This is a genomic window from Pseudoalteromonas sp. S1609, assembly GCF_005887255.1.
Lineage (GTDB): Bacteria > Pseudomonadota > Gammaproteobacteria > Enterobacterales > Alteromonadaceae > Pseudoalteromonas.
The window spans coordinates 117,963-141,359 of sequence record NZ_PNDJ01000001.1 but is presented as its reverse complement, the minus strand read 5'-3'; the positions used below and the strand labels follow the sequence as shown (position 1 = coordinate 141,359).

General features: G+C 40.0%; 20 protein-coding genes and 1 tRNA gene. 8 read left to right on the top strand and 13 right to left on the bottom strand.

Going from position 1 to position 23,397, the window contains the following annotated elements:
• Positions 1 to 21 precede the first annotated feature (21 nt).
• The 3 genes from CWB76_RS00615 to CWB76_RS00605 all read right to left on the bottom strand — a co-directional run bounded on the left by CWB76_RS00615 (position 22) and on the right by CWB76_RS00605 (position 2,717).
• A tRNA-Val gene (locus CWB76_RS00615) sits at positions 22 to 98 on the bottom strand.
• A 236-nt stretch (positions 99 to 334) separates the two neighbouring features.
• Entirely contained in the window at positions 335 to 1,384 is a 1,050-nt protein-coding gene (locus CWB76_RS00610) for a DUF3080 family protein (protein ID WP_138604920.1), read from the bottom strand.
• The gene (locus tag CWB76_RS00605) at positions 1,362 to 2,717 is read right to left on the bottom strand and encodes an MATE family efflux transporter (protein WP_138604919.1); all 1,356 of its coding nucleotides are present in this window, start codon (positions 2,715 to 2,717) and stop codon (positions 1,362 to 1,364) included. Before CWB76_RS00605 ends, CWB76_RS00610 begins: the two co-directional genes overlap by 23 nt.
• Positions 2,718 to 2,907: 190 nt before the next feature.
• Here CWB76_RS00605 and CWB76_RS00600 point away from each other — a divergent pair, with 190 nt between their 5' ends.
• Positions 2,908 to 3,534 carry a riboflavin synthase gene (locus CWB76_RS00600; RefSeq protein ID WP_054200746.1) on the top strand — a complete coding sequence of 209 codons (627 nt, stop codon included), beginning with the start codon at positions 2,908 to 2,910 and terminating at the stop codon, positions 3,532 to 3,534.
• Here the strand turns inward: CWB76_RS00600 and CWB76_RS00595 are convergent.
• Together CWB76_RS00595 and CWB76_RS00590 are read right to left on the bottom strand one after the other, a co-directional pair.
• Positions 3,531 to 3,734 (bottom strand): CPXCG motif-containing cysteine-rich protein, encoded by a 204-nt coding sequence (locus CWB76_RS00595; RefSeq protein WP_008464077.1) that lies wholly within the window; start codon positions 3,732 to 3,734, stop codon positions 3,531 to 3,533. The two genes, CWB76_RS00600 and CWB76_RS00595, sit on opposite strands and share 4 nt — an antisense overlap.
• A gap of 108 nt (positions 3,735 to 3,842) precedes the next feature.
• A complete protein-coding gene (locus CWB76_RS00590; protein WP_138604918.1) occupies positions 3,843 to 4,712 on the bottom strand; it encodes a fructosamine kinase family protein in 870 nt (289 codons plus the stop codon).
• A 121-nt stretch (positions 4,713 to 4,833) separates the two neighbouring features.
• On the opposite strand from CWB76_RS00590, the gene CWB76_RS00585 reads away from it, so the two are divergent.
• Positions 4,834 to 5,526 (top strand): DUF445 domain-containing protein, encoded by a 693-nt coding sequence (locus CWB76_RS00585; protein WP_138604917.1) that lies wholly within the window; start codon positions 4,834 to 4,836, stop codon positions 5,524 to 5,526.
• Between the two features lie 83 nt (positions 5,527 to 5,609).
• Here CWB76_RS00585 and CWB76_RS00580 read toward each other — a convergent pair whose 3' ends face one another.
• On the bottom strand, positions 5,610 to 5,972 hold the full coding sequence (locus tag CWB76_RS00580; RefSeq protein WP_138604916.1) for a DUF3718 domain-containing protein: 363 nt from the start codon (positions 5,970 to 5,972) through the stop codon (positions 5,610 to 5,612).
• Between the two features lie 243 nt (positions 5,973 to 6,215).
• Here CWB76_RS00580 and CWB76_RS00575 point away from each other — a divergent pair, with 243 nt between their 5' ends.
• The 3 genes from CWB76_RS00575 to CWB76_RS00565 all read left to right on the top strand — a co-directional run bounded on the left by CWB76_RS00575 (position 6,216) and on the right by CWB76_RS00565 (position 9,738).
• Positions 6,216 to 7,001 carry a hypothetical protein gene (locus CWB76_RS00575; protein ID WP_138604915.1) on the top strand — a complete coding sequence of 262 codons (786 nt, stop codon included), beginning with the start codon at positions 6,216 to 6,218 and terminating at the stop codon, positions 6,999 to 7,001.
• A gap of 100 nt (positions 7,002 to 7,101) precedes the next feature.
• Positions 7,102 to 8,484: an amidohydrolase gene (locus tag CWB76_RS00570; RefSeq protein WP_138604914.1), complete on the top strand. Its 1,383-nt coding sequence runs from the start codon at positions 7,102 to 7,104 to the stop codon at positions 8,482 to 8,484.
• A gap of 12 nt (positions 8,485 to 8,496) precedes the next feature.
• Positions 8,497 to 9,738 (top strand): amidohydrolase family protein, encoded by a 1,242-nt coding sequence (locus CWB76_RS00565; RefSeq protein ID WP_054200751.1) that lies wholly within the window; start codon positions 8,497 to 8,499, stop codon positions 9,736 to 9,738.
• A gap of 95 nt (positions 9,739 to 9,833) precedes the next feature.
• Here the strand turns inward: CWB76_RS00565 and CWB76_RS00560 are convergent, their stop codons facing one another.
• Together CWB76_RS00560 and cspD are read right to left on the bottom strand one after the other, a co-directional pair.
• A complete protein-coding gene (locus tag CWB76_RS00560) occupies positions 9,834 to 12,056 on the bottom strand; it encodes an NADP-dependent isocitrate dehydrogenase (protein ID WP_138604927.1) in 2,223 nt (740 codons plus the stop codon).
• A gap of 453 nt (positions 12,057 to 12,509) precedes the next feature.
• A complete protein-coding gene (gene cspD / locus CWB76_RS00555) occupies positions 12,510 to 12,728 on the bottom strand; it encodes a cold shock domain-containing protein CspD (RefSeq protein ID WP_138604913.1) in 219 nt (72 codons plus the stop codon).
• Positions 12,729 to 12,937: 209 nt separating this feature from the next.
• Between cspD and clpS the strand changes: the two genes are divergently transcribed.
• The gene (clpS, locus tag CWB76_RS00550) at positions 12,938 to 13,246 is read left to right on the top strand and encodes an ATP-dependent Clp protease adapter ClpS (protein ID WP_008110102.1); all 309 of its coding nucleotides are present in this window, start codon (positions 12,938 to 12,940) and stop codon (positions 13,244 to 13,246) included.
• Between the two features lie 68 nt (positions 13,247 to 13,314).
• Positions 13,315 to 15,576, top strand: a complete 2,262-nt coding sequence (gene clpA / locus CWB76_RS00545) for an ATP-dependent Clp protease ATP-binding subunit ClpA (RefSeq protein WP_008110100.1) — start codon at positions 13,315 to 13,317, stop codon at positions 15,574 to 15,576.
• A 200-nt stretch (positions 15,577 to 15,776) separates the two neighbouring features.
• On the opposite strand, the gene infA is transcribed toward clpA, so the two are convergent.
• From infA to trxB, 5 genes are all read right to left on the bottom strand, one after another.
• Positions 15,777 to 15,995, bottom strand: coding sequence for a translation initiation factor IF-1 (gene infA / locus CWB76_RS00540; protein WP_002962494.1), 219 nt, complete (start codon positions 15,993 to 15,995; stop codon positions 15,777 to 15,779).
• Positions 15,996 to 16,085: 90 nt separating this feature from the next.
• Positions 16,086 to 16,790 carry an arginyltransferase gene (locus CWB76_RS00535; RefSeq protein WP_138604912.1) on the bottom strand — a complete coding sequence of 235 codons (705 nt, stop codon included), beginning with the start codon at positions 16,788 to 16,790 and terminating at the stop codon, positions 16,086 to 16,088.
• Complete coding sequence (gene aat, locus CWB76_RS00530) at positions 16,783 to 17,499, bottom strand: leucyl/phenylalanyl-tRNA--protein transferase (protein ID WP_138604911.1); 717 nt, start codon at positions 17,497 to 17,499, stop codon at positions 16,783 to 16,785. The genes CWB76_RS00535 and aat overlap by 8 nt, the downstream gene beginning before the upstream one ends.
• A gap of 180 nt (positions 17,500 to 17,679) precedes the next feature.
• Positions 17,680 to 20,493 (bottom strand): bifunctional aconitate hydratase 2/2-methylisocitrate dehydratase, encoded by a 2,814-nt coding sequence (locus CWB76_RS00525; protein ID WP_138604910.1) that lies wholly within the window; start codon positions 20,491 to 20,493, stop codon positions 17,680 to 17,682.
• 307 nt (positions 20,494 to 20,800) lie between these two features.
• Positions 20,801 to 21,751 (bottom strand): thioredoxin-disulfide reductase, encoded by a 951-nt coding sequence (gene trxB, locus CWB76_RS00520; RefSeq protein WP_055011830.1) that lies wholly within the window; start codon positions 21,749 to 21,751, stop codon positions 20,801 to 20,803.
• 276 nt (positions 21,752 to 22,027) lie between these two features.
• Between trxB and pssA the strand changes: the two genes are divergently transcribed.
• Positions 22,028 to 23,353: a CDP-diacylglycerol--serine O-phosphatidyltransferase gene (pssA, locus tag CWB76_RS00515; RefSeq protein ID WP_055011831.1), complete on the top strand. Its 1,326-nt coding sequence runs from the start codon at positions 22,028 to 22,030 to the stop codon at positions 23,351 to 23,353.
• The last annotated feature ends 44 nt before the right edge of the window (positions 23,354 to 23,397 follow it).

Below are 23,397 nucleotides of genomic sequence, written 5' to 3'. Positions count from 1 at the left end.
TAACAGTTTAGATATGGAGATTGGTACGACTGAGTGGATTCGAACCACCGACCCCTACCATGTCAAGGTAGTGCTCTAACCAACTGAGCTACAGTCGTACTATAAGTCTACATACTATTTAATTCGTCCATGAAGCTTCATCCTGTCGGCGTCCTGCCTCCACCTCGTTCGGCTGCGAAGCTTCGCTTCGGTCCAATCTCGCCCAACTGAGCTACAGTCGTATTGCATGTATTTAAGAGTTGTTAATTGCTTAACAACGGTCGCTAATATATAGCGTGATGGGAAGTGAATCAAGCATGTTTATGCTATTTGAGTTTATTTGCCGTTTTTTTATTCATATTGGACTGATTTCACACGTTTTATAAAATTTTTGCCACCATATAACATGCTCTTTTGCTGACGATTTTAGCTGAGCGAGTAAGTTTTTAGCGTTTGGGTCAAGAAGAGCATTTATCTCTTCACTGCTTACTGCTTGATTAAACCACAGCTGCACATACAGCGGCTGCAATGTTTCTAAATAACCACTAAGCTGCGCTTGATAAGGCTGAATTTGTTTTAAATAATATTTATTGAATATATTACTGACAATTTTAGCTTGCTGCTTGTTTTTACCCTTTGGGCATATATCTTCGAGCGTTAAAGTATTTACAAACTGGGTGGCCGCATGATTTAAGCTAATTTGTTCACGCGCGGCTTGAATAAGTTGTTGGTTAAACTCGTATTTGTTAAGCGGCTCAAGCGCTGACAAAATATCATCACTGTTTATTGCCATACTATTTTGGTTTTCTATTAGCTGTTTTATGGTAGTTAGCTTTTTAAGCCCCTCAACTGTGTCGCTAAACCCAGCCGGTTGAGTGCTGAGCTCTTGGCCGGTTAATTGCCAACTGCTGTTGAGCTCGGGTTCACTAAATAACATATTGTTGAAAAACTGAGTGAGCTGAGCTTGTTTTTGAGTTTTTGCCGCAGCAATTTTGTTGTAAATCTTGCTTTGTTTATCCAAGCTATTTAAACAGTTTTGCGCGCTTTGAATAAAATCTATTTGGTACTTCAATTGACTAGCAGCGGTGGCCGTTTTACCTAACTGATTATTATGCTCGCTTATTAAAACGTTCAGTTTACATTGGCTAATACCAGCAAGTTCAGTTATACCAATTTTAATTGCGGGCTGAAAGGTATTTTTAGGCGCGACTAACGTGAGTTGTTGCAGTGGATTTCTCTTTGGCTCGGGAACTTGAAAGGTACTACTTAAGCGAGACAAATAAGTTTTATTTGCCTCACTGGGCTCCTCTGAGCAGCCAAAAAGAAATACACAACACACTGCCAGTAACCAACTAAGTGGCAGTGTGTTATTTATAGATTGTTTAAGAGAGAATAAATGGTTCACGTTTAAATCGCCTATGCACTGTCAGCATCAGTAGTACAGCTGCAACTGATAATCCAACGATAATGCCTATCCAAAAACCATGCGGGCCCATTGCTGGCACTATTAAGTCTGTTCTTGCTAATACGTAGCCTAAACTAAAGCCGATTAACCAATAAGAGATAAAAGTGATATAAGAAATAGGGGCTGTGTGCTTTAAGCCTCTCAATATACCATTTGCAGCTACTTGTAATGCATCAGGAAGTTGATAAATACAGGCTAAAATCATAATTGATGAAGCAAGTGCGAGTACCGCAGGGCTATCGCTATAAAGCTCGCTAATCACATCGCGACCTATAAAAGTAATAAAAGCAATAAATAGAGCGATAATTGCCGCTAAAATATAACTTGTAGACACGGCTACTTTTAATTGATCTAAATGATTTTGCCCAAATAAATTACCAATTCGTATGCTAATTGCAATTGAGAGGCTAAGAGGCATCATAAATAATAGTGCCGTAACACTGGCTGCAATTTGATGGCCAGATACGGCCACCGCACCTAAGTGCGCAATAAATAAAGGTATACAGGCAAACAAGGTTACTTCAAAAAAAGTGGCTAGTGATATAGGAATACCGAGTTTGGTAATAATACCTATGGTTTTAAAGTTAGGTTTTTCAAAGCCAGTTAATAAGCCTTTAGCGTCTACTTTTTTGCTGAGCTGGCAATAAGTCACCTGCGCAATAGCCATAACAGTAAATACGAGTGCGGTAGCAATACCACAACCGGCTCCGCCAAAAGCTGGTAGGCCAAATAAGCCATTGATAAAAATATAATTGAGTGGAATGTTTACCGCAAGCCCCAGTAGACTAATATAAAATGCAGGCTTGGTCATCCCCATGCCTTCAGTCATATTTCTGTAAACGGTAAAAATTAAAAAGCCAAATACACCCCATTTAACAAAATGAATGTAGTCAAAAGCAAGTCCAGCAATTGCAGGGGTGGTATCTAGCTGTAAAATAACAGTATTGGCAAGCTGCGCCGCACTAAAACCAGCAATACTTAAAAGGAGTGTTAAATAAAGGGCTTGCTGAAAATAATGGCTGATGCCGTTACGATCTTTAGCACCAGCGAATTGTGCAATAACGCCCGTTAATGCTAATAAAATCCCTTGTATTGCTAATAAAATTGGGTTCCATATCCCCGTTGCAATTGATAGTGCAGCTAAATCGGTAGGGCTCACTTGTCCGGCCATAATGGTGTCAACCACAGACATTAATACTAAAGTTACTTGTGCTAAAAAAACCGGAACGGCAAGAGAAAGTAAACGTTTGGCTTCCCAACTACAAAAAGTCATAAAAAACAGCTATTCAGAAAAACATAGTCGCATTGTAATCTATTGTGATCAGCCAAGCTATGCTGGTGGTCGGTGTTTGTATTTAATTCATCTTGGTGGTGAAAATAACCATGAATAAGTGCTATTAAGTGAATGATTTTGTCTTTTGATACGTTAAACTAGCACTTTGTAAGAAATAGAAGCGATTTTTATGTTTACCGGTATTATTCAAACTCAAGCAACGGTAGTTTCTAAAACCCATGCACAGGGCGTATTGCGTCTGGTAGTTTCTGTCAATGAGCAATACGTGAAGCATTTAGACTTAGGTGCCAGCATCGCTATAAATGGTTGCTGTTTGACTGTGGTAAAAGTAGAGCTAAGTAATCACGATGTGGTTGCTCAAGTGCATTTTGATGTTATTGACGAAACTCTGCAGCTAACTAATCTTGGGCAACTGGAATTGGGTAGTTTAGTTAATTACGAGCGTTCAGTGTCATTTGGTACTGAGTTGGGTGGACATATTGTATCTGGACATATTCATTGCACCGCAAAAATTGCGCAAATAGTGAAGTTAGAAAACAACTACAAAATACAGCTCAGCCTGCCACAAAAATGGCAAAAATATGTGCTATACAAAGGATTTGTATCTGTTAATGGTGCAAGTTTAACGGTGGGTAATATTGATGAGTTTGGCTTTTGGTTGCATCTAATACCAGAAACACTCGATATAACTAATTTAGGTGAAGCCGTTGTGGGTGATGAGTTCAATATTGAAGTCGACCAGCAAACCTACACAATTATAAACACCGTTGAAAACTACATGCGCCAACATAGCTAAAATATTTGTTCGTCATCGCTGTCCACATGTAACTCTAACTTGTTACGTGCATAGTCTATATGCATGTTCAAGTGTATAAGGTTACAGCAGGCACTACATTCTTCATAGTAGTCTTGATCGCCCATACTGGCATCGAGATCTAAATGAATATGGTGTCCACAATGTGGACAGGCGATGCGTTGTGATAAAAAGTCTTTCATAATAACACCTCATAAAAACTAAGTTTTTTTACGTGGGTAGCACACAACGGGCTTACACTAAATATAGTGCTTATATCTTGTTTACTGCATTTATTTTAGTTTACGAGTTTAGTCTAGTAAGTTTATTAGTTTATCAACGTGCTCTTTAGCCTGATTTAGATAATGACCCGCAAAAATGTTAGCGTTGTTTAAAACAGGGTAAAGCTGATAAACAAGCTTACGTTGCTCATAACCCTGTGCTAAAGGGTAGTGATGCTTGTAGGTATCATAAAAATCCTCTGGAAGGGGAGCATAGAGCTCGCTCATAGCAATATCGACTTCCCGATCACCGTAATAGCAGGCGGGGTCAAACAAGGTCGGAATGTTATTTACAAAGCCCAGGTTACCACGCCAAAAATCGCCATGTAATAATGAGGGTAAAACATGATGATTATGCAGTGTCTCTTTTACTAAATTTATTAGTTGTTCGGGGTCTGAAAGTACAATGTCTTTTTCAGCTAATAGTTGTAATTGCCAACCAATACGTTCTTCTGCAAAAAATACATCCCATTTTTTATGCCACTGATTAGGCTGAAGCGTTGAGCTTAAATAATTGTCGGTATCAAAACCAAACATCGCTTGCTGGTGTTTTTGATGTAACATGGCAAGATGCTCCCCCATAGTTGACCAATGAGTGTGGGGAAGCTCGTCAAATGTAAGCCACTCTAATACAATGAAGGCGTATTCTATATTAGCCCCAGTTATAATACAGTCTGGCACCATAAATACACTGTTTTGAGTAAGCTGTTTTAAGCCTTGAGCTTGAGCCTCAAAGCGCTCTAGCTCATGTTTTTGCCCAACTTTAACTAAGTAATTGTGCTTGCCATCGCTTAAATGAAACAACTTATCGGTGGATGTGTTTTGCAACTGACGTTTATGGGTGTGTTTAAAATCATAATGGATAGCCTGGCTGATCTCTTGATTGATTGTTTTCCACATAACAATAGTCACCTTTTAAACCTATAAATAAACTATGGCAAAAAGGGATTAAATAAACAAATTAATCGGTGTAAAATTAATACTATCAATTTCTGATACAAATCACTGAAATGGAATAAAAATGAATAAAAGTTTTATCACTAACTTATTAGCAGCGTGTTGTGTTGTTATTGGTTTTGTATTTGAACAAACCATTGTACTTTCTGTGGGCTTATTTGCACTCTCCGGTGCAGTTACAAACTTACTCGCTATTCATATGCTGTTTGAAAAAGTGCCGTTTTTATATGGTTCGGGTGTAATTGCACTTAAGTTTGAAAGTTTTAAAGTGGCTATAAGAAACTTAATACTTACGGAGTTCTTTTCTGAGCATAAAATAGACAAGCTTCTAAGCAAGGCTCAACCAACGATAGACTTTGAATCAGTCATTTATAAAGTGGATTTAAACCCTGCATTCGATAATTTGTTAGTGGTTATTGAACAATCACAATTTGGTAGCATGCTTGCAATGTTTGGTGGCACTGAAGCCGTTGAGCCAATGCGAGAAAAGTTTATTGAAAAAATGCAATCATCGCTGGTGCAAATAAGTGACACCGACGATTTTAAAATACTATTAAGCGATATGTTAACCCAAGGCAATAACGCGGAAAGCTTGCATAACACGGTGCTTAAGTTAGTGGATGAACGCCTAGATGAACTCACCCCTAAAATGGTAAAAGAAATAATTCAAACCATGATCCGCGAGCACTTAGGCTGGCTCGTTGTTTGGGGTGGAGTATTTGGTGGCATATTTGGTTTGTTGGCAGCGCTTATTTAATAATAAATACACGTTAAGCAGGTACTAAGCCCTGCTTAACGTGTTTGACTCGAGTAAATTAAACGCATTTAAAACCTGTAATATTATTTAGACCCCGCCATAATAACCACAAGCGGTTTGTTTACTTTCGCTAAATCTCTTATTGATGTACTGGTAGATGCTTCAATATTTAAAAAGCGTGCTGATTTATTTAAATCATACAGCGCTACAAAATCACCCATTGATAAATCATTACAGAGTAATTTTTTGCCAATTACATGTTTACTAATTCGCAGATCTTTCATGGCTCTGTGAAGTGTCAACCTTTTGTTAGATGCAACGGCCATACAAGCTTGGGTACCGGGTGATGAGTCAGCGGCAACAAAGGTGGTTGCCATTACAGGTGCTGTTAATGTTGCTGCGCCCAATAATACCGTTGAATATAGAGTTGCTTTAAAAGAAATCATAGTATTTGCCTCTTTGTTTATGTGCAACTTAAGTATTGCCTAATGTAGCCGGAATGTTGTTAACTGAATGGGGTAAGCTGTAAGAAGATGTGTATATAAATCGTGCAATTTTGTAGGTGTATGAAAAGTTGTTCATAAATAATTTATTTTTGACACACTTTAGCGTTTTCCTACTGAAATATTTTTTCAGGCTGTTATTATCGCGCCCTAAATTTGTGGCATTTATATTTTTGGAGCGCAATTGTGAATAAAACGTTAGCAAGTTACTACCAGCAAGCTTATGCGTGTGAGCAACAGCATTTTAACCAATGTTTTTATTGCGGCTGTGAGGCAACAGAGCGCGATCATTGCCCGCCATTGCATATGCTACAAAGTATTATTGATCTAGGTGAAGAAGCTGACTTTGTTGCCATTGCAGCCTGTTACGAATGCCATGCATTACTTCACAATGAGCGATTAATGACTATTGATGAGCGATTTAGCAAACTTAAAAAGAAATTATCTAATAAGTATGCAAAACCTCTGCGTGTTTATAACATGTGGGAAGAAAACGAACTCGCTGATATGAGTGATGAATTTGCGCATAGTATTCAAGCAGGTATGAAGCTAGGTAAAGAAGCGGCTGAGCGACTCGCCTTTACGGGCTTTAGTTATGCCACTGAGGAAGCACGTGTCACAGTGCGTGAAAAAATTAAAGAGTTTGATGTTGAAGGCACTGTATTTACCGATTTCAAAGAAGCGCTTAACTATTGCATTACTGTATTAAAAGTACAAAAAAATGACTTTTATAAAATTTTAGTGGAAGACTATCAAGGTGATTTTAATAAGGCATTGAGTCAATACAGACATCGTCATGATAAAGTTACAGCCGCAAAAGATGGTAATACATTGATTAAAGATTTTTCAAAATTACATAAGCAAAATTCGGATTTTGTAACACGAACGGTTAAACACTTTATAAGTAAAGATCCATCGCTCACCACCGAAGGAGCTCTGGATAAGCTTTATAACAATTATATAAAAAAATAATTACAGAAATTCACCTTAAATAACCGCCTTTTCACCTGTTTTTTTAGCTTTATGCGTTTGCTTTCGCTAAAGTAGTAAAAAAACAGGAGAACCTAAAAACATGCAAAAATTTGCTCCCTCATTGTTAGCTGTTGGTTTAGCAGCAGCACTTGTTGGTTGCCAAGAAAGCGGCCCACAAGATGACAAAGTAACCATTAATAAAAACCCATACCCAAGTACTTACCAACCGGTAGCGACATCAAGCACGTTAATCACCAATGCGACTGTATTAACAGGGACGGGTGAGCGTTTAGATGAAGCTGATGTATTAATTGTCGACGGTAAAGTGCAGCAAATTGGTAAAGATTTAACCGCTGATGCAGATACCACCATCGACGCACAAGGTAAATGGGTAACACCAGGCATTATTGACGTTCATTCACATTTAGGTGCTTATCCAAATCCATCGGTTGAGTCTCATCAAGATGGTAACGAAATGACCAGTCCAAATACGGCAGAAGTATGGGTTGAGCATTCAATTTGGCCACAAGATCCAGGTTTCAATCGCGCACGTGAAGGCGGTATTACGTCATTACAAATTTTACCGGGTTCGGCTAATTTATTCGGTGGACGTGGCGTTACCCTTAAAAATGTACCGGCTCACACCATGCAAGGAATGAAATTTCCTGATGCGCCATACGGTTTAAAAATGGCATGTGGTGAAAATCCTAAACGTGTTTACGGTCGTAAAGGCGTATTACCGATGACACGTATGGGTAATATGGCAGGATATCGTACAGCTTGGATTGGCGCTCAAGAATATAAGCGTGAGTGGGATAAATACGATGCTGATTACGCTGCGGGTAAAAACCCAGAAGCTCCACATCGTGATATTAAATACGATACATTACGCGGTGTTTTAGAAGGTGACGTTCGTATTCATAATCACTGCTACAAAGCAGAAGAAATGGCGATGATGATCGACCTTTCTAAAGAGTTTAATTATCATGCGGGCACATTCCACCACGGAATTGAAGCCTATAAAATTGCTGATTTATTAGCTGAAAATGGCTCGTGTGCAGCACTTTGGCCAGACTGGTGGGGCTTTAAAATGGAAGCCTACGATATGGTGCAAGAGAACGTAGCTATTGTTGATGCAGTTAAAAACTCATGTGCCGTTGTGCACTCAGATTCTGACACGACGATTCAACGCTTAAACCAAGAAGCCGCTAAAGTAATGTACAGTGCAAACCAAAATGGGTTTGATATTTCTGAGCAGCATGCAATTAAGTGGATCACAGCTAACGCCGCTAAATCGTTAGGTATTGAAGATAAAACAGGCTCACTTGAAGCAGGCAAACAAGCTGATGTTGTTATTTGGAATCAAAGCCCGTTTAGTGTTTATGCAAAAGCAGAGCAAGTGTTTGTTGATGGTGCAAAAGTTTACGATAGAAACGATAGCGCATTCCAAGCACAAAGTGATTTTATGTTAGGTCAACAATAAGGAGCACCCAGAATGAAAAAATTATCACGTTCGTTTTCGCTTTCTCTGGTTGCTGCAGGGCTATTAGCATCGGGTACCGTGAGCGCAGAGTCACTGGCAATTATTAATGCAACTTTGCATACATCTTCAGATCAAGGTGTATTAGAAGGAGCTAGCATAGTTATGAATGATGGCAAAATCACTGCCATTAACCCTAGCGATTTTAAAGTTGACAAAGTTATTGATGCTCAAGGTCAAATAGTGACCCCAGGTTTTATAGCCAGTGTAAACCAGCTTGGCTTAGTTGAAGTAGGTGCGGTTGCCGGTTCTCGCGATGCAGGAGAAGACAAAGCGGGTATCGACTTTGATGCAAGCTTGGCATTTAATCCTCGTTCAAGCTTAATTCCTTATGCACGTAAAGGCGGTATTACTCGCGATTTGATCACCCCTTACGGTGGTGACAGCATATTTGCAGGCCTTGCAAGTGTTGTTGATTTAAGTGGTAGCTTCGAAAGCGTAAATAAAAAGCAAGCAGCATTAGTGGTTCATTTGGGTGAACGCAGCAAAGGCTCTCGTGCATTTACCTTGCAAACACTTATCAATAAGTTAGATGAGCATCAAACTAAAGCAAGCAAAGAAGCTAAAAAAGATGACGCTAAGCCAAGTGCTGAAGACACCATAATGGCTAAAGTACTAAAAGGCGATATGCCATTACTAATTAGTGTGTCGCGTTCGGCTGATATTGTTGAACTAATAAAAGTGAAACAGCAGTTTGGCGTAAACATTGTCCTTAATGGCGCTCAAGATGCCGTTGTAGTTAAAGATCGCATCGCTAAAGCAGGCATTCCTGTGATCATTAGTGCAATGGATAATTTACCAGGCAGCTTCGATTCATTGCATGCAAGCTTAAATAATGCCGGCATACTAGAAAAAGCCGGTGTTAAAGTGCTATTAACTGTGGGTGGCGATGCCAGCCACAATGTTTACCAGCTTCGCTACGATGCCGGTAACGCAGTGTCTTACGGTATGAGCCAACAAGGCGCATTAAAGGCAATGACTTCGAATGTGGCTGATGTATTTGGTATTAATGCCGGTAGCCTAGAAGTAGGTAAAGCCGCTGATGTTGTTATGTGGAGTAACGACCCGTTTGAGCTGAGCAGTCACGTGAATAAAATGTTTATTAATGGGGTTGAGGTTAGTACTGAATCTCGCCAAGATAAACTGCGTGAGCGCTATACAACAGAGTCGAACATGCCACGCGCGTACACAAAATAAACTTTTAAAGTTGAATTTAAAAGGCCGCATTAGCGGCCTTTTTCTTAGGCACAAAAAAGGCGCTCTATGAGCGCCTTTTCATTCATTTAACTGATTTATACTAGTTTAGATAAAATCTCGTTAAATGTTGTGCTCGGACGCATTGCTTTGAAGGCTGCATCGTCATTTGGCTGGAAGTATCCGCCAATGTTCATTGCAGGACCCTGTGCATCGTTTAGCTCGCTAACAATTTGCTCTTTGTTGGTTTCAAGGTCGCTAGCAATTTGTGTAAATTGCGCTTTAAGCTCGCTATCTTCATTTTGCTTAGCAAGTTCTTGAGCCCAGAATAAAGATAAGAAGAAATGAGAACCACGGTTATCAATCTCTTTTACTTTACGTGAAGGCGACTTGTTTTCAGCTAAGAATGTACCCGTTGCTTTATCAAGCGTATCCGCAAGTACTTGTGCCTTGTTGTTACCCGTTGTTGTGCTTAGGTGTTCAAGTGACGCAGCAAGTGCTAAGAACTCACCTAAAGAATCCCAACGTAAGTGGTTTTCTTTTTCAAACTGTTGAACGTGCTTAGGAGCAGAACCACCGGCACCTGTTTCAAATAAACCACCGCCATTCATCAGTGGCACAATTGAAAGCATTTTAGCACTAGTACCCAATTCTAAAATTGGGAATAAATCTGTTAGGTAATCACGTAATACGTTACCTGTTACAGAAATCGTATCTTTACCTTCTTTGATGCGTGCTAGTGAGAATAAGGTTGCATCCATTGGCGATAAAATTTGAATATCTAGGCCAGCAGTATCATGATCTGGCAAGTATTTGTTCACTTTTTTGATTAGCTCAGCATCGTGTGCACGTTCTGCATCTAACCAGAAAATAGCCGGATTACCAGTTGCGCGAGCGCGGTTTACTGCAAGTTTAACCCAATCTTGAATTGGTGCATCTTTAACCTGACACATACGCCAGATATCGCCTTGCTCAACACTGTGCTCAAGTAGGGTGTTACCGTTTGTGTCAACAACACGAATAGTACCGTCAGCTTTTGCTTCAAATGTTTTGTCATGTGAGCCGTATTCTTCCGCTTTTTGAGCCATAAGGCCAACGTTTGGTACGCTACCCATAGTTGTAGGATCAAAAGCACCGTGCTGTTTACAAAAATCAATCGTTGCTTGGTAAACGCCAGAGTAACAACGATCTGGAATTACAAAGCTTGTGTCTTGTAATTTATCGTCTTTATTCCACATTTGACCGCTTGAACGAATTGCAGCAGGCATAGAAGCATCGATGATCACATCACTTGGTACGTGTAAGTTTGTAATACCACGATGAGAATCAACCATGGCGATAGCTGGGCGGTTAGCGTAAACCGCTTGAATGTCTGCTTCAATTTCTTCGCGCTTAGCGTCATCTAATGTTTGAATTTTAGAGTACACATCGCCTAAACCGTTATTTACATCAACACCTAGCTCTTCAAAAAGTGCACCGTGTTTTGCAAAAACGTCTTTGTAGAATACTTTTACAGCGTGACCAAAGATGATTGGATCAGATACTTTCATCATGGTTGCTTTCATATGAAGCGAAAATAACACGCCTTTTTCTTTAGCTGCATTGATTTCAGCTTCTAGGAATGCTTGTAATTTTGCTGCACTAATACGTGACGCATCAATTACTTCACCAGCAAGTAATGGCGTGCTTTGCTTAAGTACAGTGATATCGCCATTAGCCGCTACGTGTTCGATACGAACATCCGTTGCTTCATCAACAGTTAGTGATTGCTCAGAACCAAAGAAGTCACCTTCTTCCATGCTTGCAACGTATGATTGTGAATCTTTGCTCCACGCGCCCATTGAATGTGGGTTATTACGTGCATACTCTTTCACTGAACCTGGTGCACGACGGTCAGAGTTACCTTCACGAAGTACAGGGTTTACTGCGCTGCCTTTAATTTTATCGTAGGCTGCTTGAATCGCTTTCTCTTCATCGTTTTTAGGTTCAACCGGGTATTCTGGAAGTGCATAACCTTTTTCTTGAAGCTCTTTAATTACAGCGCGAAGTTGTGGAACTGATGCACTAATGTTCGGTAATTTAATGATGTTAGCTTCTGGTGTTTTTGCCATTTCGCCAAGTTCTGCAAGTGCATCACCAATGCGTTGTTCTTCTGTTAGGTAATCCGGGAAGCTCGCAATTACACGACCAGCTAATGAGATGTCGCGTGTTTCAACTTCAACACCTGCCGCATTTGTGTATGCTTGGATAATAGGTAACAACGAATAAGTTGCTAGTGCCGGAGCTTCGTCCGTTTTTGTATAGATAATTTTTGATGTCATCATCATTCCTAGATAGTAGGCCGCATTGGCCAAATTCAACAATGCAAAGAAATCATCGCCTAATACTTTTAAATTAAGCATTAGTACATGCAATGAGTAGTCTGTTAGGTGTTGGTACTCGTATAACCTAAACAAGGTGAGAATAATCACACCTGACGGACTAGTGTCTTTTATAACTAAAATTTATGTAAATACAAACTAGCCATTAGGCTAAAGTAATTACGTTTTACAGGATAAAGAGTGTAACAAGCTTGGCTAAAAAGGGCTAGGATTACACGCCAGACGCCAGCAGTTAAACTTCTAATACTGAAATTATTGGGGTAGATAAAATAAAATCAAGGAGTGGGGTTGAATTAACAAACAATGAGGCAATTTATATTGGAGTGGTTAGGGATTTTTAAGAAATTAAGCGAGGATCTAAACAGGTCACTCGCTTTAGTCTCATAATTACAATCACCCTATAATATCGCCATTAGGCGCTATATTAGTAGCGTGTAGACCTTTAGGGCCCTGTTGTAATTCGAAGGTAACATCTTGACCAGCTTTAAGTGTCTTGTATCCGTCCATTACAATTGTGGAGTAATGAGCAAAAATGTCGTTCTCGCAACCGTCTTCTACGATGAAACCAAAACCTTTGGCGTTGTTGAACCATTTGACTTTACCACAAGCCATACTTCTACATCCTTCTATAAGTTGACTAATTTAGTTATCCTAAACTGTATTGTTTGCTAGACTGACTAAGGTTTAATCAATCACCATTTGACTGTAGTTTATTTAAGCAACCAGTCAAGTGTTTTAGGTTATTTTTTAACATTTTATTTATTTTTTTATTCAAGTTTGCTTGAGTTACAAAGACAAGACTATATTTAATTATGAGTGGTATGAAAGATTCTGGTGTTATCGACACCGTTCGCGATAGTGAAAAGCAAAAGTTGCAGCCACCGCGAAAATATAAAGTTGTGTTAAACAACGATGATTACACGCCGATGGATTTTGTAATAGAGATCTTAATGACGTTTTTTAATATGGATAGCGATAGAGCAACTGATGTGATGCTGCAAATACATCAGCAAGGTAAGGGTATATGTGGTGTTTATAGCGCCGACGTAGCACATACCAAGGCTGAGCAAGTTAACCGCTACTCAAGGGATAACGAGCATCCACTGCTATGTAGTTGTGAGCAGGAATAAATACCATAAAGGTGAACTTTCATCTTTGAAGTGCGGTATAAAATTATTATCTCTGTAAGGGGTTGCCAATGCTAAATAAAGACTTAGAACTAACTTTGAACACCGCGTTTCGTGAAGCGCGTACACGTCGTCATGAGTTTATGACCGTAGAGCATCTTTTACTCGCTCTACTCGACAATCCATCAGCTGGAGAAGCGCTCAATGCGTGTGGTGTTGACGTTTCTGGATTAAAAACAGAGTTACTTGAATTTATTGATGAAACCACACCGGTTATTCCCGATTTAGAAGAAGAACGCGAAACTCAACCAACACTTGGCTTTCAGCGTGTATTACAGCGCGCGGTATTTCATGTGCAATCTTCGGGTAAAAATGAGGTGACTGGCGTGAATGTGCTGGTGGCTATTTTTTCTGAACAAGAAAGCCAAGCAGTGTATTTACTTAAAAAGAACGATATTTCTCGACTTGATATTGTTAACTTTATTTCTCATGGGATTGCCAAAGGTGACGACGAATTAGGCGATGATACCGACGATATTCATGAAGAGGTGCAAGAAGTAGCAAGCGAAGAAGCGAGTAAGCTCGACAGCTTTACAACTAACCTTAATATACACGCTAAAGAGGGTAATATTGACCCGCTTGTTGGCCGTGACAGTGAAGTAGAGCGCACAGTGCAAGTGCTGTGTCGTCGTAAAAAGAATAACCCATTACTGGTTGGTGAAGCCGGCGTAGGTAAAACTGCCATTGCCGAGGGCTTAGCCTATCGTATTGTTAACGAACAAGTGCCTGAAGTCATTGCAGATGCGGTTGTGTACTCTTTAGATATGGGCGCGTTACTTGCCGGTACCAAATACCGAGGCGATTTTGAAAAACGCTTTAAAAGTTTATTAAAAGAGTTACAAGCAAAACCAGGTTCAATTTTATTTATTGATGAAATTCACACCATTATTGGTGCAGGTGCTGCCTCAGGTGGGGTAATGGATGCCTCAAACTTAATTAAGCCGTTACTCTCAAGTGGGCAATTACGTTGTATGGGTTCTACCACTTACGGTGAGTACAAGAATATTTTTGAAAAAGATCGCGCCCTAGTTCGTCGTTTTCAAAAAATTGATGTGCTTGAACCTAGTGTTGAAGATACCACTAAAATTCTTAACGGCTTAAAAGATCGTTACGAAGCACACCACGGTATTCGTTATACGCAAAAAGCGTTAAAAGCAGCCGCCGAGCTAAGTGCCAAGTACATTAATGAGCGTCACTTACCTGATAAAGCGATTGACGTTATTGATGAAGCAGGCGCAAGCCAACGGCTACTGCCTACGTCCAAGCGTAAAAAAACCATTGGTGTATCTGATATTGAGATGATTGTGTCAAAAATGGCGCGTATTCCGCCTCAAAATGTGTCGTCGTCTGATAAAGAAACGCTGAAAAACTTAGACCGTAATTTAAAAATGTTGGTGTTTGGACAAGATCAATCCATTGATGCATTAACTTCTGCTATTCGCTTATCGCGCTCAGGTTTAGCAAACGAGAACAAACCGGTTGGTTCGTTCTTATTTGCAGGCCCAACAGGGGTAGGTAAAACAGAGGTTACCAAGCAATTAGCTAAATGCATGGGTGTTGAGTTTATTCGTTTTGATATGTCTGAATACGTTGAGCGCCATGCGGTGAGCCGTTTAATCGGTGCGCCTCCGGGTTATGTAGGTTTTGAACAAGGCGGCTTATTAACAGAAGCGGTGATCAAAAACCCACATGCAGTGGTATTGCTGGATGAAATTGAAAAAGCGCATCCTGATATCTACAACATTTTATTACAAGTTATGGATCACGGTACGCTAACAGATAATAACGGCCGAAAAGCTGACTTTAGAAACGTAGTAGTGGTGATGACCACTAATGCCGGCGTACAAGAAACCACGCGTAAGTCGATTGGTTTTAGTGAGCAAGATCACACACACGATGCAATGGGTGAAATTAACAAAGTATTTTCACCTGAATTTAGAAACCGCTTAGATAACATTATTTGGTTTAATCACCTCGAAAAAGAGGTTATTTTGCAAGTGGTTGATAAGTTTGTTGTGGAGCTTCAAGCGCAACTGGATAAGAAGTCAGTTAACCTTGAGCTTACTTCTAAAGCTCGTGAGTGGTTGGCTGATAAAGGCTATGACAAAGCAATGGGCGCGCGTCCTATGGCTCGTGTTATCCAAGAAGATCTTAAAAAGCAATTGGCTAACGAAATACTGTTTGGTGAGCTAATTTCTGGCGGTACGGTAAAAGTATCGGTTAAAGATAAAAAACTGCGTTTTGATTACGAGAGTGACTTAACGCCAGCCTAACCTAAAAAAGCTAGCAATTTAAAAAGCCTGCTTTATGCAGGCTTTTTTATTTGCCAAAGAAATAGGCAACAAAAAACCCAGCAAAGGCTGGGTTTTTTGTTTATTAAATGTAATTACTGGCTACTACCATTAATTACATTTAATAAACGCTTAAAGCTAGTTTTCACTAGCCAAAAACTAAATCTCGTTTACGCACTTACTTAGCGAGCACGGAATACGATACGACCTTTCGATAAATCGTAAGGAGTCATTTCTACCGTTACTTTATCGCCGGTTAAAATACGGATATAGTTTTTGCGCATTTTACCTGAAATATGAGCCACAACTACGTGACCATTTTCTAGCTCAACTCGGAACATTGTATTTGGTAAAGTATCAAGGACTGTCCCTTGCATTTCGATTACGTCTTCTTTCGCCATGTTTAGCGTAACACCTCTTTAATAGTTAAACGCTGCAGATTTTGCCCAAAATACGCCAATAAGTAAAGGCGCAGGGGCTATTTTTGTAAATTAAATAGCCACCCACTGGTCATTGAGCTGTTTTTGGGCAGGTAAAAACTGGGTTTTATACTTCATTTTGTCGCATTCATCTATTTGATAGCCTAAATAAACAAACTGTTTGTGTTGCTGTTTAGCAAATTTAAGCTGCTGTAATATCATTACAGTCCCTAAACTGAAGTGTTCGTAGTCAGGGTCAAAAAATGTATAAATAGCGGAAATAGCGTTGTCCATACAATCAGTTACAGCAACGGCTACTAAGTTTTCTTGATCCCAAAGCTCTATAAAGGTGATGGTTAACCAGCTACAAAACAAAAAACTTTGAAATTGTGATTTATCAGGTGGATACATAGAACCGTCTTGGTGGCGCAAGCTAATATATTTACTGTAAAGTGGATAGTATTGTTCGCGTTCAACTTGAGAATATTTTACCTCAAAGCGGTTTTTTGCTTTGTTAAGTTTACGTTTTTGCGATTTTGTCGGCATAAATTCATCAGCTAAAACGCGCACTGAACTACACGCGCTGCAAATAGGGCAGTGCGGACGGTAAATTTGGTTACCACTGCGACGAAAGCCCAATCCTAATAACGACTCAAACTTATTGCTGTTGTAACAACTTGGATCGAGTATCACCAGCAGTTGTTCTTGGCGATCAGGTAAATAACTGCATTCAAATGGTTGGCTTAGGCCAATACGAGTCGGAAGTTGTTCATTCATATATCGCGATTAGCTCCTGTGGCTGCCACATACTGGCAGCTGGGGTGTAACACTGTGCTTTATTAAGTTTAGTTAAAAATTCTTCACGTGGAATCACGCTGGCACCTAACGACATTAAATAAGGATTTTCTAATTGGCAATCAATAAAATGCGCATTATGGCGCTTAAGCCAATTAACCAGCGCCCACATGGCGAGTTTGGAGCAATTTGTTTGATGATGAAACATTGATTCACCACAAAAAACACCTGTTTGCATAATCCCATATAAGCCGCCTGCAAGCTCTCCCTCGCTCCATACCTCTAAACTATGGGCCAAGCCATTGTGATGGGCATTAATGTACGCCTGTTGCATTTGCGGGGTTATCCAAGTGCCATCGGTATCAAGACGTTGATCGCGGCACGCTTCTATCACTTCTTCAAAGGCATGGTTAATAGTTACGGTGACCGGGTGCTTTTTTAAATGTTTTCGTAAGCTTTTACTAACATGAAAGTCATCAAGCTCAACAATACCGCGTTCACTAGGTGACCACCACATAATTGGCTCGTGCTCATTAAACCACGGAAAAATACCAGATAAATAAGCATTTTTTAATCGTGTTACCGATAAGCATCCACCAATGGCAAGTAAACCATCTGGATCATCTAATGCATGGCTGGGATCAGGAAAAGCAAAATGGCTCGTAGCGAGTTGATAGAGTTGTTTAGTCATAACACCGATTGAATAACTGCATGGTCAAGGTAAAGTGTAACCTGTTGCTTTAAAATCACAAACCACAAATTATTGTGTTCTCTATAGGGTTGAGCAGGACTTACATTGCTGTTAGGTAAATTTTAGGCATAAAAAAAGCGCGTTAAAAAACGCGCTTAATTAAATGGTAAACTAATCGAATTAGCTAACCACTTTTACTGGTACAGCTTGTCCAGCGTTGAACTTAGTTGTCATTGCTTCTTCAACAGGTGTAAACGATGTAAGGTCAATACCTTCAACCGCAGACTTATACTCTTCCATAGTCGGGAAACGACCAAGAACAGAAGATAGAACTACAACTGGCGTAGAACCTAGAAGTGACTCACCTTTTTTCTCAGATGTATCGGCTACTACACGGCCTTGGAAAAGACGTGTTGATGTTGCGATAACAGTATCACCAGGTTCTGCTTTTTCTTGGTTACCCATACATAAGTTACAACCAGGACGTTCTAGGTATAAGATATTTTCATACTTAGTACGTGCAGCCGTTTTTGGTTTTGCATCGTCAAATTCAAAACCTGCGTATTTAGCAAGAATATCCCAATCGCCTTCAGCTTTAAGCTCATCAACAATGTTGTATGTTGGTGGCGCAACAACTAATGGCGCTTTGAATGAGATAGAACCGTTTTTCTTCTCAAGGTTACGTAGCATGTGAGCAATAATTTTCATATCGCCTTTGTGAACCATACACGAACCAACAAAACCTAAATCAACAGGCTTGTCGTTGTAAAAAGAAACAGGGCGGATCACATCGTGAGTATAACGCTTAGAAACATCATTGTTATTTACGTCTGGATCGGCAATCATTGGCTCAACGATTTGGTCTAAATCAACCACAACTTCTGCGTGGTATTTAGCGTTGTCGTCTGGAGAAAGTGCTGGCTCTTCACCAGATTGAATACCTGCAATACGCTTGTCGGCTAAATCGATTAGACCTTGTAGCGTTTGTGCTTCGTTTTCCATACCTTTGTTGATCATGATTTGGATACGTGACTTAGCAAGTTCAATTGACTTAATTAACGTTTCATCATTTGAAATACAGATTGACGCTTTCGCTTTCATTTCTGCAGTCCAGTCAGTGAAGGTAAAAGCTTGGTCAGCCATTAGGGTACCAATATGAACTTCAATGATACGACCTTGGAATACGTTTTCGCCGCCAAATTGCTTAAGCATTTGCGCTTGCGTTGCATGTACAACATCGCGAAAATCCATATGCTTAGCCATTTTGCCTTTAAACGTTACTTTAACTGAATCAGGAATCGGCATCGCTGATTCACCGGTTGCAAGTGCAACAGCAACAGTACCTGAATCGGCACCAAAGGCAACGCCTTTAGACATACGTGTATGTGAGTCACCACCAATGATGATAGCGCGATCATCAATTGTAATGTCGTTCAATACTTTGTGAATAACGTCAGTCATTGCATGGTAAACGCCTTTCGGGTCACGTGCGGTGATCAAACCAAACTTATTCATAAACGCCATTAGTTTAGGAATGTTTGCTTGTGCTTTGCTATCCCATACTGATGCTGTATGACAACCAGACTGATAGGCACCATCAACAAGAGGTGAAATCGTTGAAGCAGCCATTGCTTCTAATTCTTGTGCTGTCATTGGACCGGTTGTATCTTGCGAACCAACGATGTTCACTTTAACGCGAACGTTTGAGCCTGCGTGAAGTGGCGTATCTGATAGTACACCTACCGCATTACGGTTAAAGATTTTTTCAACCGCTGTTAAGCCTTGGCCTTCGTGTGAAATTTCTTTTGAAGGTGCGTAAACAAGCGGCGTTTCAATGCCAAGAGTTTCAGCAGCAAACGTTTGTAGTTTCTTACCAAATACAACTGCGTAAGAACCACCGGCTCTCATAAATTCAACTTTTTGCGGTGTGAATGCTGATGAAATATCAACAAGTTCTTTATCACCGTTAAAAAGCTTTTTCTCTTTAGTATTGATTGTTAGCACAGTACCAGTAGCAACAGAGTAGGCTTCTTCAAGCACTGCATCACCATTTGCATCAGTTACTGTATTGCCGTCTGCATCTACTTTTTTAACCCAGTTTTTAAGGTCAAGACCAATACCGCCAGTTACATCAACCGTTGTTAAGAAGATTGGTGCAATACCATTAGTACCTGCAACAACAGGTGCAATGTTGATGAAAGGAACGTATGGGCTTGCTTGTTTACCAGCCCAAAGTGCTACGTTATTCACACCAGACATACGTGATGAACCAACGCCCATGGTGCCTTTTTCAGCAATAAGCATTACTTTAGCGTTAGGGTGTTTCTTTTGAAGAGCAACAATTTCTTGTTGTGCTTCTTCAGTGATCATGCACTTACCGTGTAATTCACGGTCAGCACGCGAGTGTGCTTGATTACCTGGAGACAGTAAATCAGTTGAGATGTCGCCTTCACCAGCAATGTAAGTTACTACTTCGATTTTTTCTTCGATGTCAGGTAATTTTGTAAAGAATTCAGCTTTTGAAAAGCTCTCTAGTAATTCTTTAGCAATTTCATTACCTGCTTCGTAGGCCGCTTTTATGCGCTCCATATCTGCATCGTATAAAAATACCTGAGTTTTCAGTACTTCTGCAGCTTGTGCTGCGATTTTTGCGTCATCAGCAAAGGCTAAATCAATTAGCATTTCAATCGATGGGCCGCCTTTCATGTGTGAAAGCAGTTCAAATGCAAATTCTGGAGTGATCTCTGCAACGTGCTCTTCACCCAAAATGATTTCTTTTAGAAACTGTGCTTTAACGCCCGCAGCACTGGTTGTTCCAGGTAAAGTATTAAAAATAAAGAAATGCAGTGAATCTTTACGGTGCTCGTTATTAGTATCTTTAATTTGATTAATTATTTCTGATACTAGTTCAGCGCTATCGATTGGTTGTGGGCTTAATCCAAGCTCCGTTTTACGGGTTTGGATTTCTTCCATATATTTTGTATACAAACTCATAGAAAACTCTCGGTAATTTACTTGATATGAAGTTAAGCATTTTAACTGATTTTACAGTTTCTAGTAATGCCTAAATGAATAAAGCTTTTATTCCTGACGATAATTATAGCTAGTTTTACTTATATAATTTGACGGTATTTGTTGCTCACCCTTAGATCCTATCGCACCTGAGCCATTAATTGTATAAATAAGACTAATTTCAACTATAAGCTTAGTGAATGTTGGTGCGGATACAATTATCTCGGGCGTAATGTTTTGGGCACAAAAAAGGGCTGAAAATTCAGCCCCAAAAGTATGCTATGTATGCTTATAGGTTATCTAAAAAGCGTTCTGCATCAAGTGCAGCCATACAGCCAGTACCGGCAGAGGTGATAGCTTGACGGTAAATATGATCAGACACATCACCGGCAGCAAATACGCCTGGCACACTTGTTTGAGTTGCATTACCGTTAAGACCAGATTCAACCACTAGGTAGCCGTCTTTCATTTCTAGCTGACCTTCAAACATATCGGTGTTTGGCTTATGGCCAATGGCAATAAATACACCCGCTAAATCAAGTTCTTCAGTAGCATCTGATGCCACATCTTTGATGCGAACGCCGGTCACACCCATTTGGTCACCAAGCACTTCATCAAGTGTACGGTTATAGTGCATTACAACGTTACCGTTTGCTGCTTTGTCAGCAAGGCGGTCAGCAAGAATTTTTTCACTACGGAAACTGTCACGACGGTGGATAACATGAACTTCATCAGCAATGTTAGACAGGTATAACGCTTCTTCAACCGCTGTGTTACCACCACCAACAACCGCTACTTTTTGACCTTTATAGAAAAAGCCGTCACAGGTTGCACAAGCAGAAACACCACGGCCTTGGAAATTAGTCTCAGACTCTAAGCCTAAATATTTCGCAGAGGCACCGGTTGCAATAATTAAAGCATCACACGTGTAAGTACCTTGGTCACCGGTTAGTGTGAAAGGGCGCTTAGATACGTCAACTTTGTTGATGTGGTCGAACACAATTTCAGTTTCAAAGCGTTCTGCATGCTCTTTCATACGATCCATTAATGCAGGGCCGGTTAAACCGTGTGCATCGCCAGGCCAGTTTTCAACTTCAGTGGTGGTTGTTAGCTGGCCACCTTGTTGAATACCTGTAATTAAAACAGGGTTTAAATTAGCACGTGCAGCGTAAACTGCGGCTGTGTAGCCTGCAGGGCCCGAACCTAAAATAAGTAACTTACAATGTTTTGCTTCAGTCATGATCTTTTCCTAAACGTTTAATACGGTTTTAATGCGCCCGATTCTAAGAAAAACAAGCAGGAAGTAAATAAAAGATGAGATTATTTTTTTTCGCAAATTACAAAGCTGTTCATTAATGTGTACTAGTAAATGCATTAAAGGTAGCGCCCGCCTAATAAATAGACTGTTAGCCAATAAAACAACGTTAATTCATGACCAGCCTGATTTTTTTTGTTATCTTTTAACTAATTTTGATTTGTCACTGCTTAATTATGTGACCTAAGTGAATAGGCAACTATGTTATTTTGGCAAGAGAAACCCGCATTTGGGTTGACTTCAAAAGACGTTAACGTCTTAACCAATGCGCAAGAATACCGTACGCAATTGTTAGATTTAATTGCCAACGCAAAAAAACGAATTTATATCACCACACTTTACTTACAAGATGATGAAGCGGGTCGTGAAATATTAGCCGCACTACACAGTGCATCGTTAGCTAACCCTTCGCTTGAAATAAAAGTACTGGTTGATTTTCATCGCGCACAGCGTGGTTTAATTGGTGCAGAAAAGTCAGAGGGCAATGCAAGCTTATATTGCGACAGCTTAGAAAAATTTAATTCAAACGTTCAAGTGTATGGTGTCCCTGTAAAAGCCAAAGAACTGTTTGGGGTATTGCATTTAAAAGGCTTTGTTATAGACGACACATTGCTCTACAGCGGTGCCAGTTTAAATAATGTGTATTTGCAATATAGCGACCGATACCGACTTGATCGATACTTTTTAGTCTCGCAAAGCGAGTTATGTGACTCAGTAGTCGATTTTATCGAATCAACCTTATTGAGCTCTGAAGCGGTTCCAAGAATTGATCAACGACCGCTTAAACGCATGGCTGACTTTAAACTTGAACAAAAGCAACTTATGCGTGAGCTTAAATCGGCAAGCTATAAAAGTGCGCAACAATTGAATACTCATGCAATGGGCATTCGTTTGTTTTTGGGTTTAGGCCGTCGTAATAACGAGCTCAATCGCTTAATTAAAGCGTTATTTGATACCACCGAGCAAGAATTGGTGTTATACACGCCGTATTTTAATTTCCCGGCTCCTTTAATGCGCTCTTTACGTCGCTTATTAAAGCAAGGTAAGCAGGTTACTATTGTGGTGGGCGATAAAACCGCAAACGATTTTTACCTGCCACCTAGCGAGCCATTTAGTAAAATTGGTGCACTGCCTTATTTATACGAAACTATTTTGCACAAGTTTGTAAAATCGCAAAAACGCCACATAGATAATGGCAACTTAAACGTATACCTGTGGAAACACGAGAGTAACTCGTTTCATTTAAAAGGGATTTGTTGTGACCGTAAAGTGCATTTACTTAGCGGGCATAATTTAAATCCGCGTGCATGGGGGCTAGATATCGAAAATGGTATTCTGATAGAAGACCCTGAGCAAACGATAATGCGCGATATTGATAATGAACGCCAAGAAATTTTAAAACATTGTCGTCGTTTAACCGGCCCTGATGATTTAGAAACCATGAGCGATTACCCGCAGCCAGTGAAAAAGCTACTTGGTCAAGCTAAGCGCGTAAAAGTCGATTTTATTATTAAACGATTTATATAACACTTGGGTCTGTTGACCGCAGACTCTAAGATTTAGACACAAAA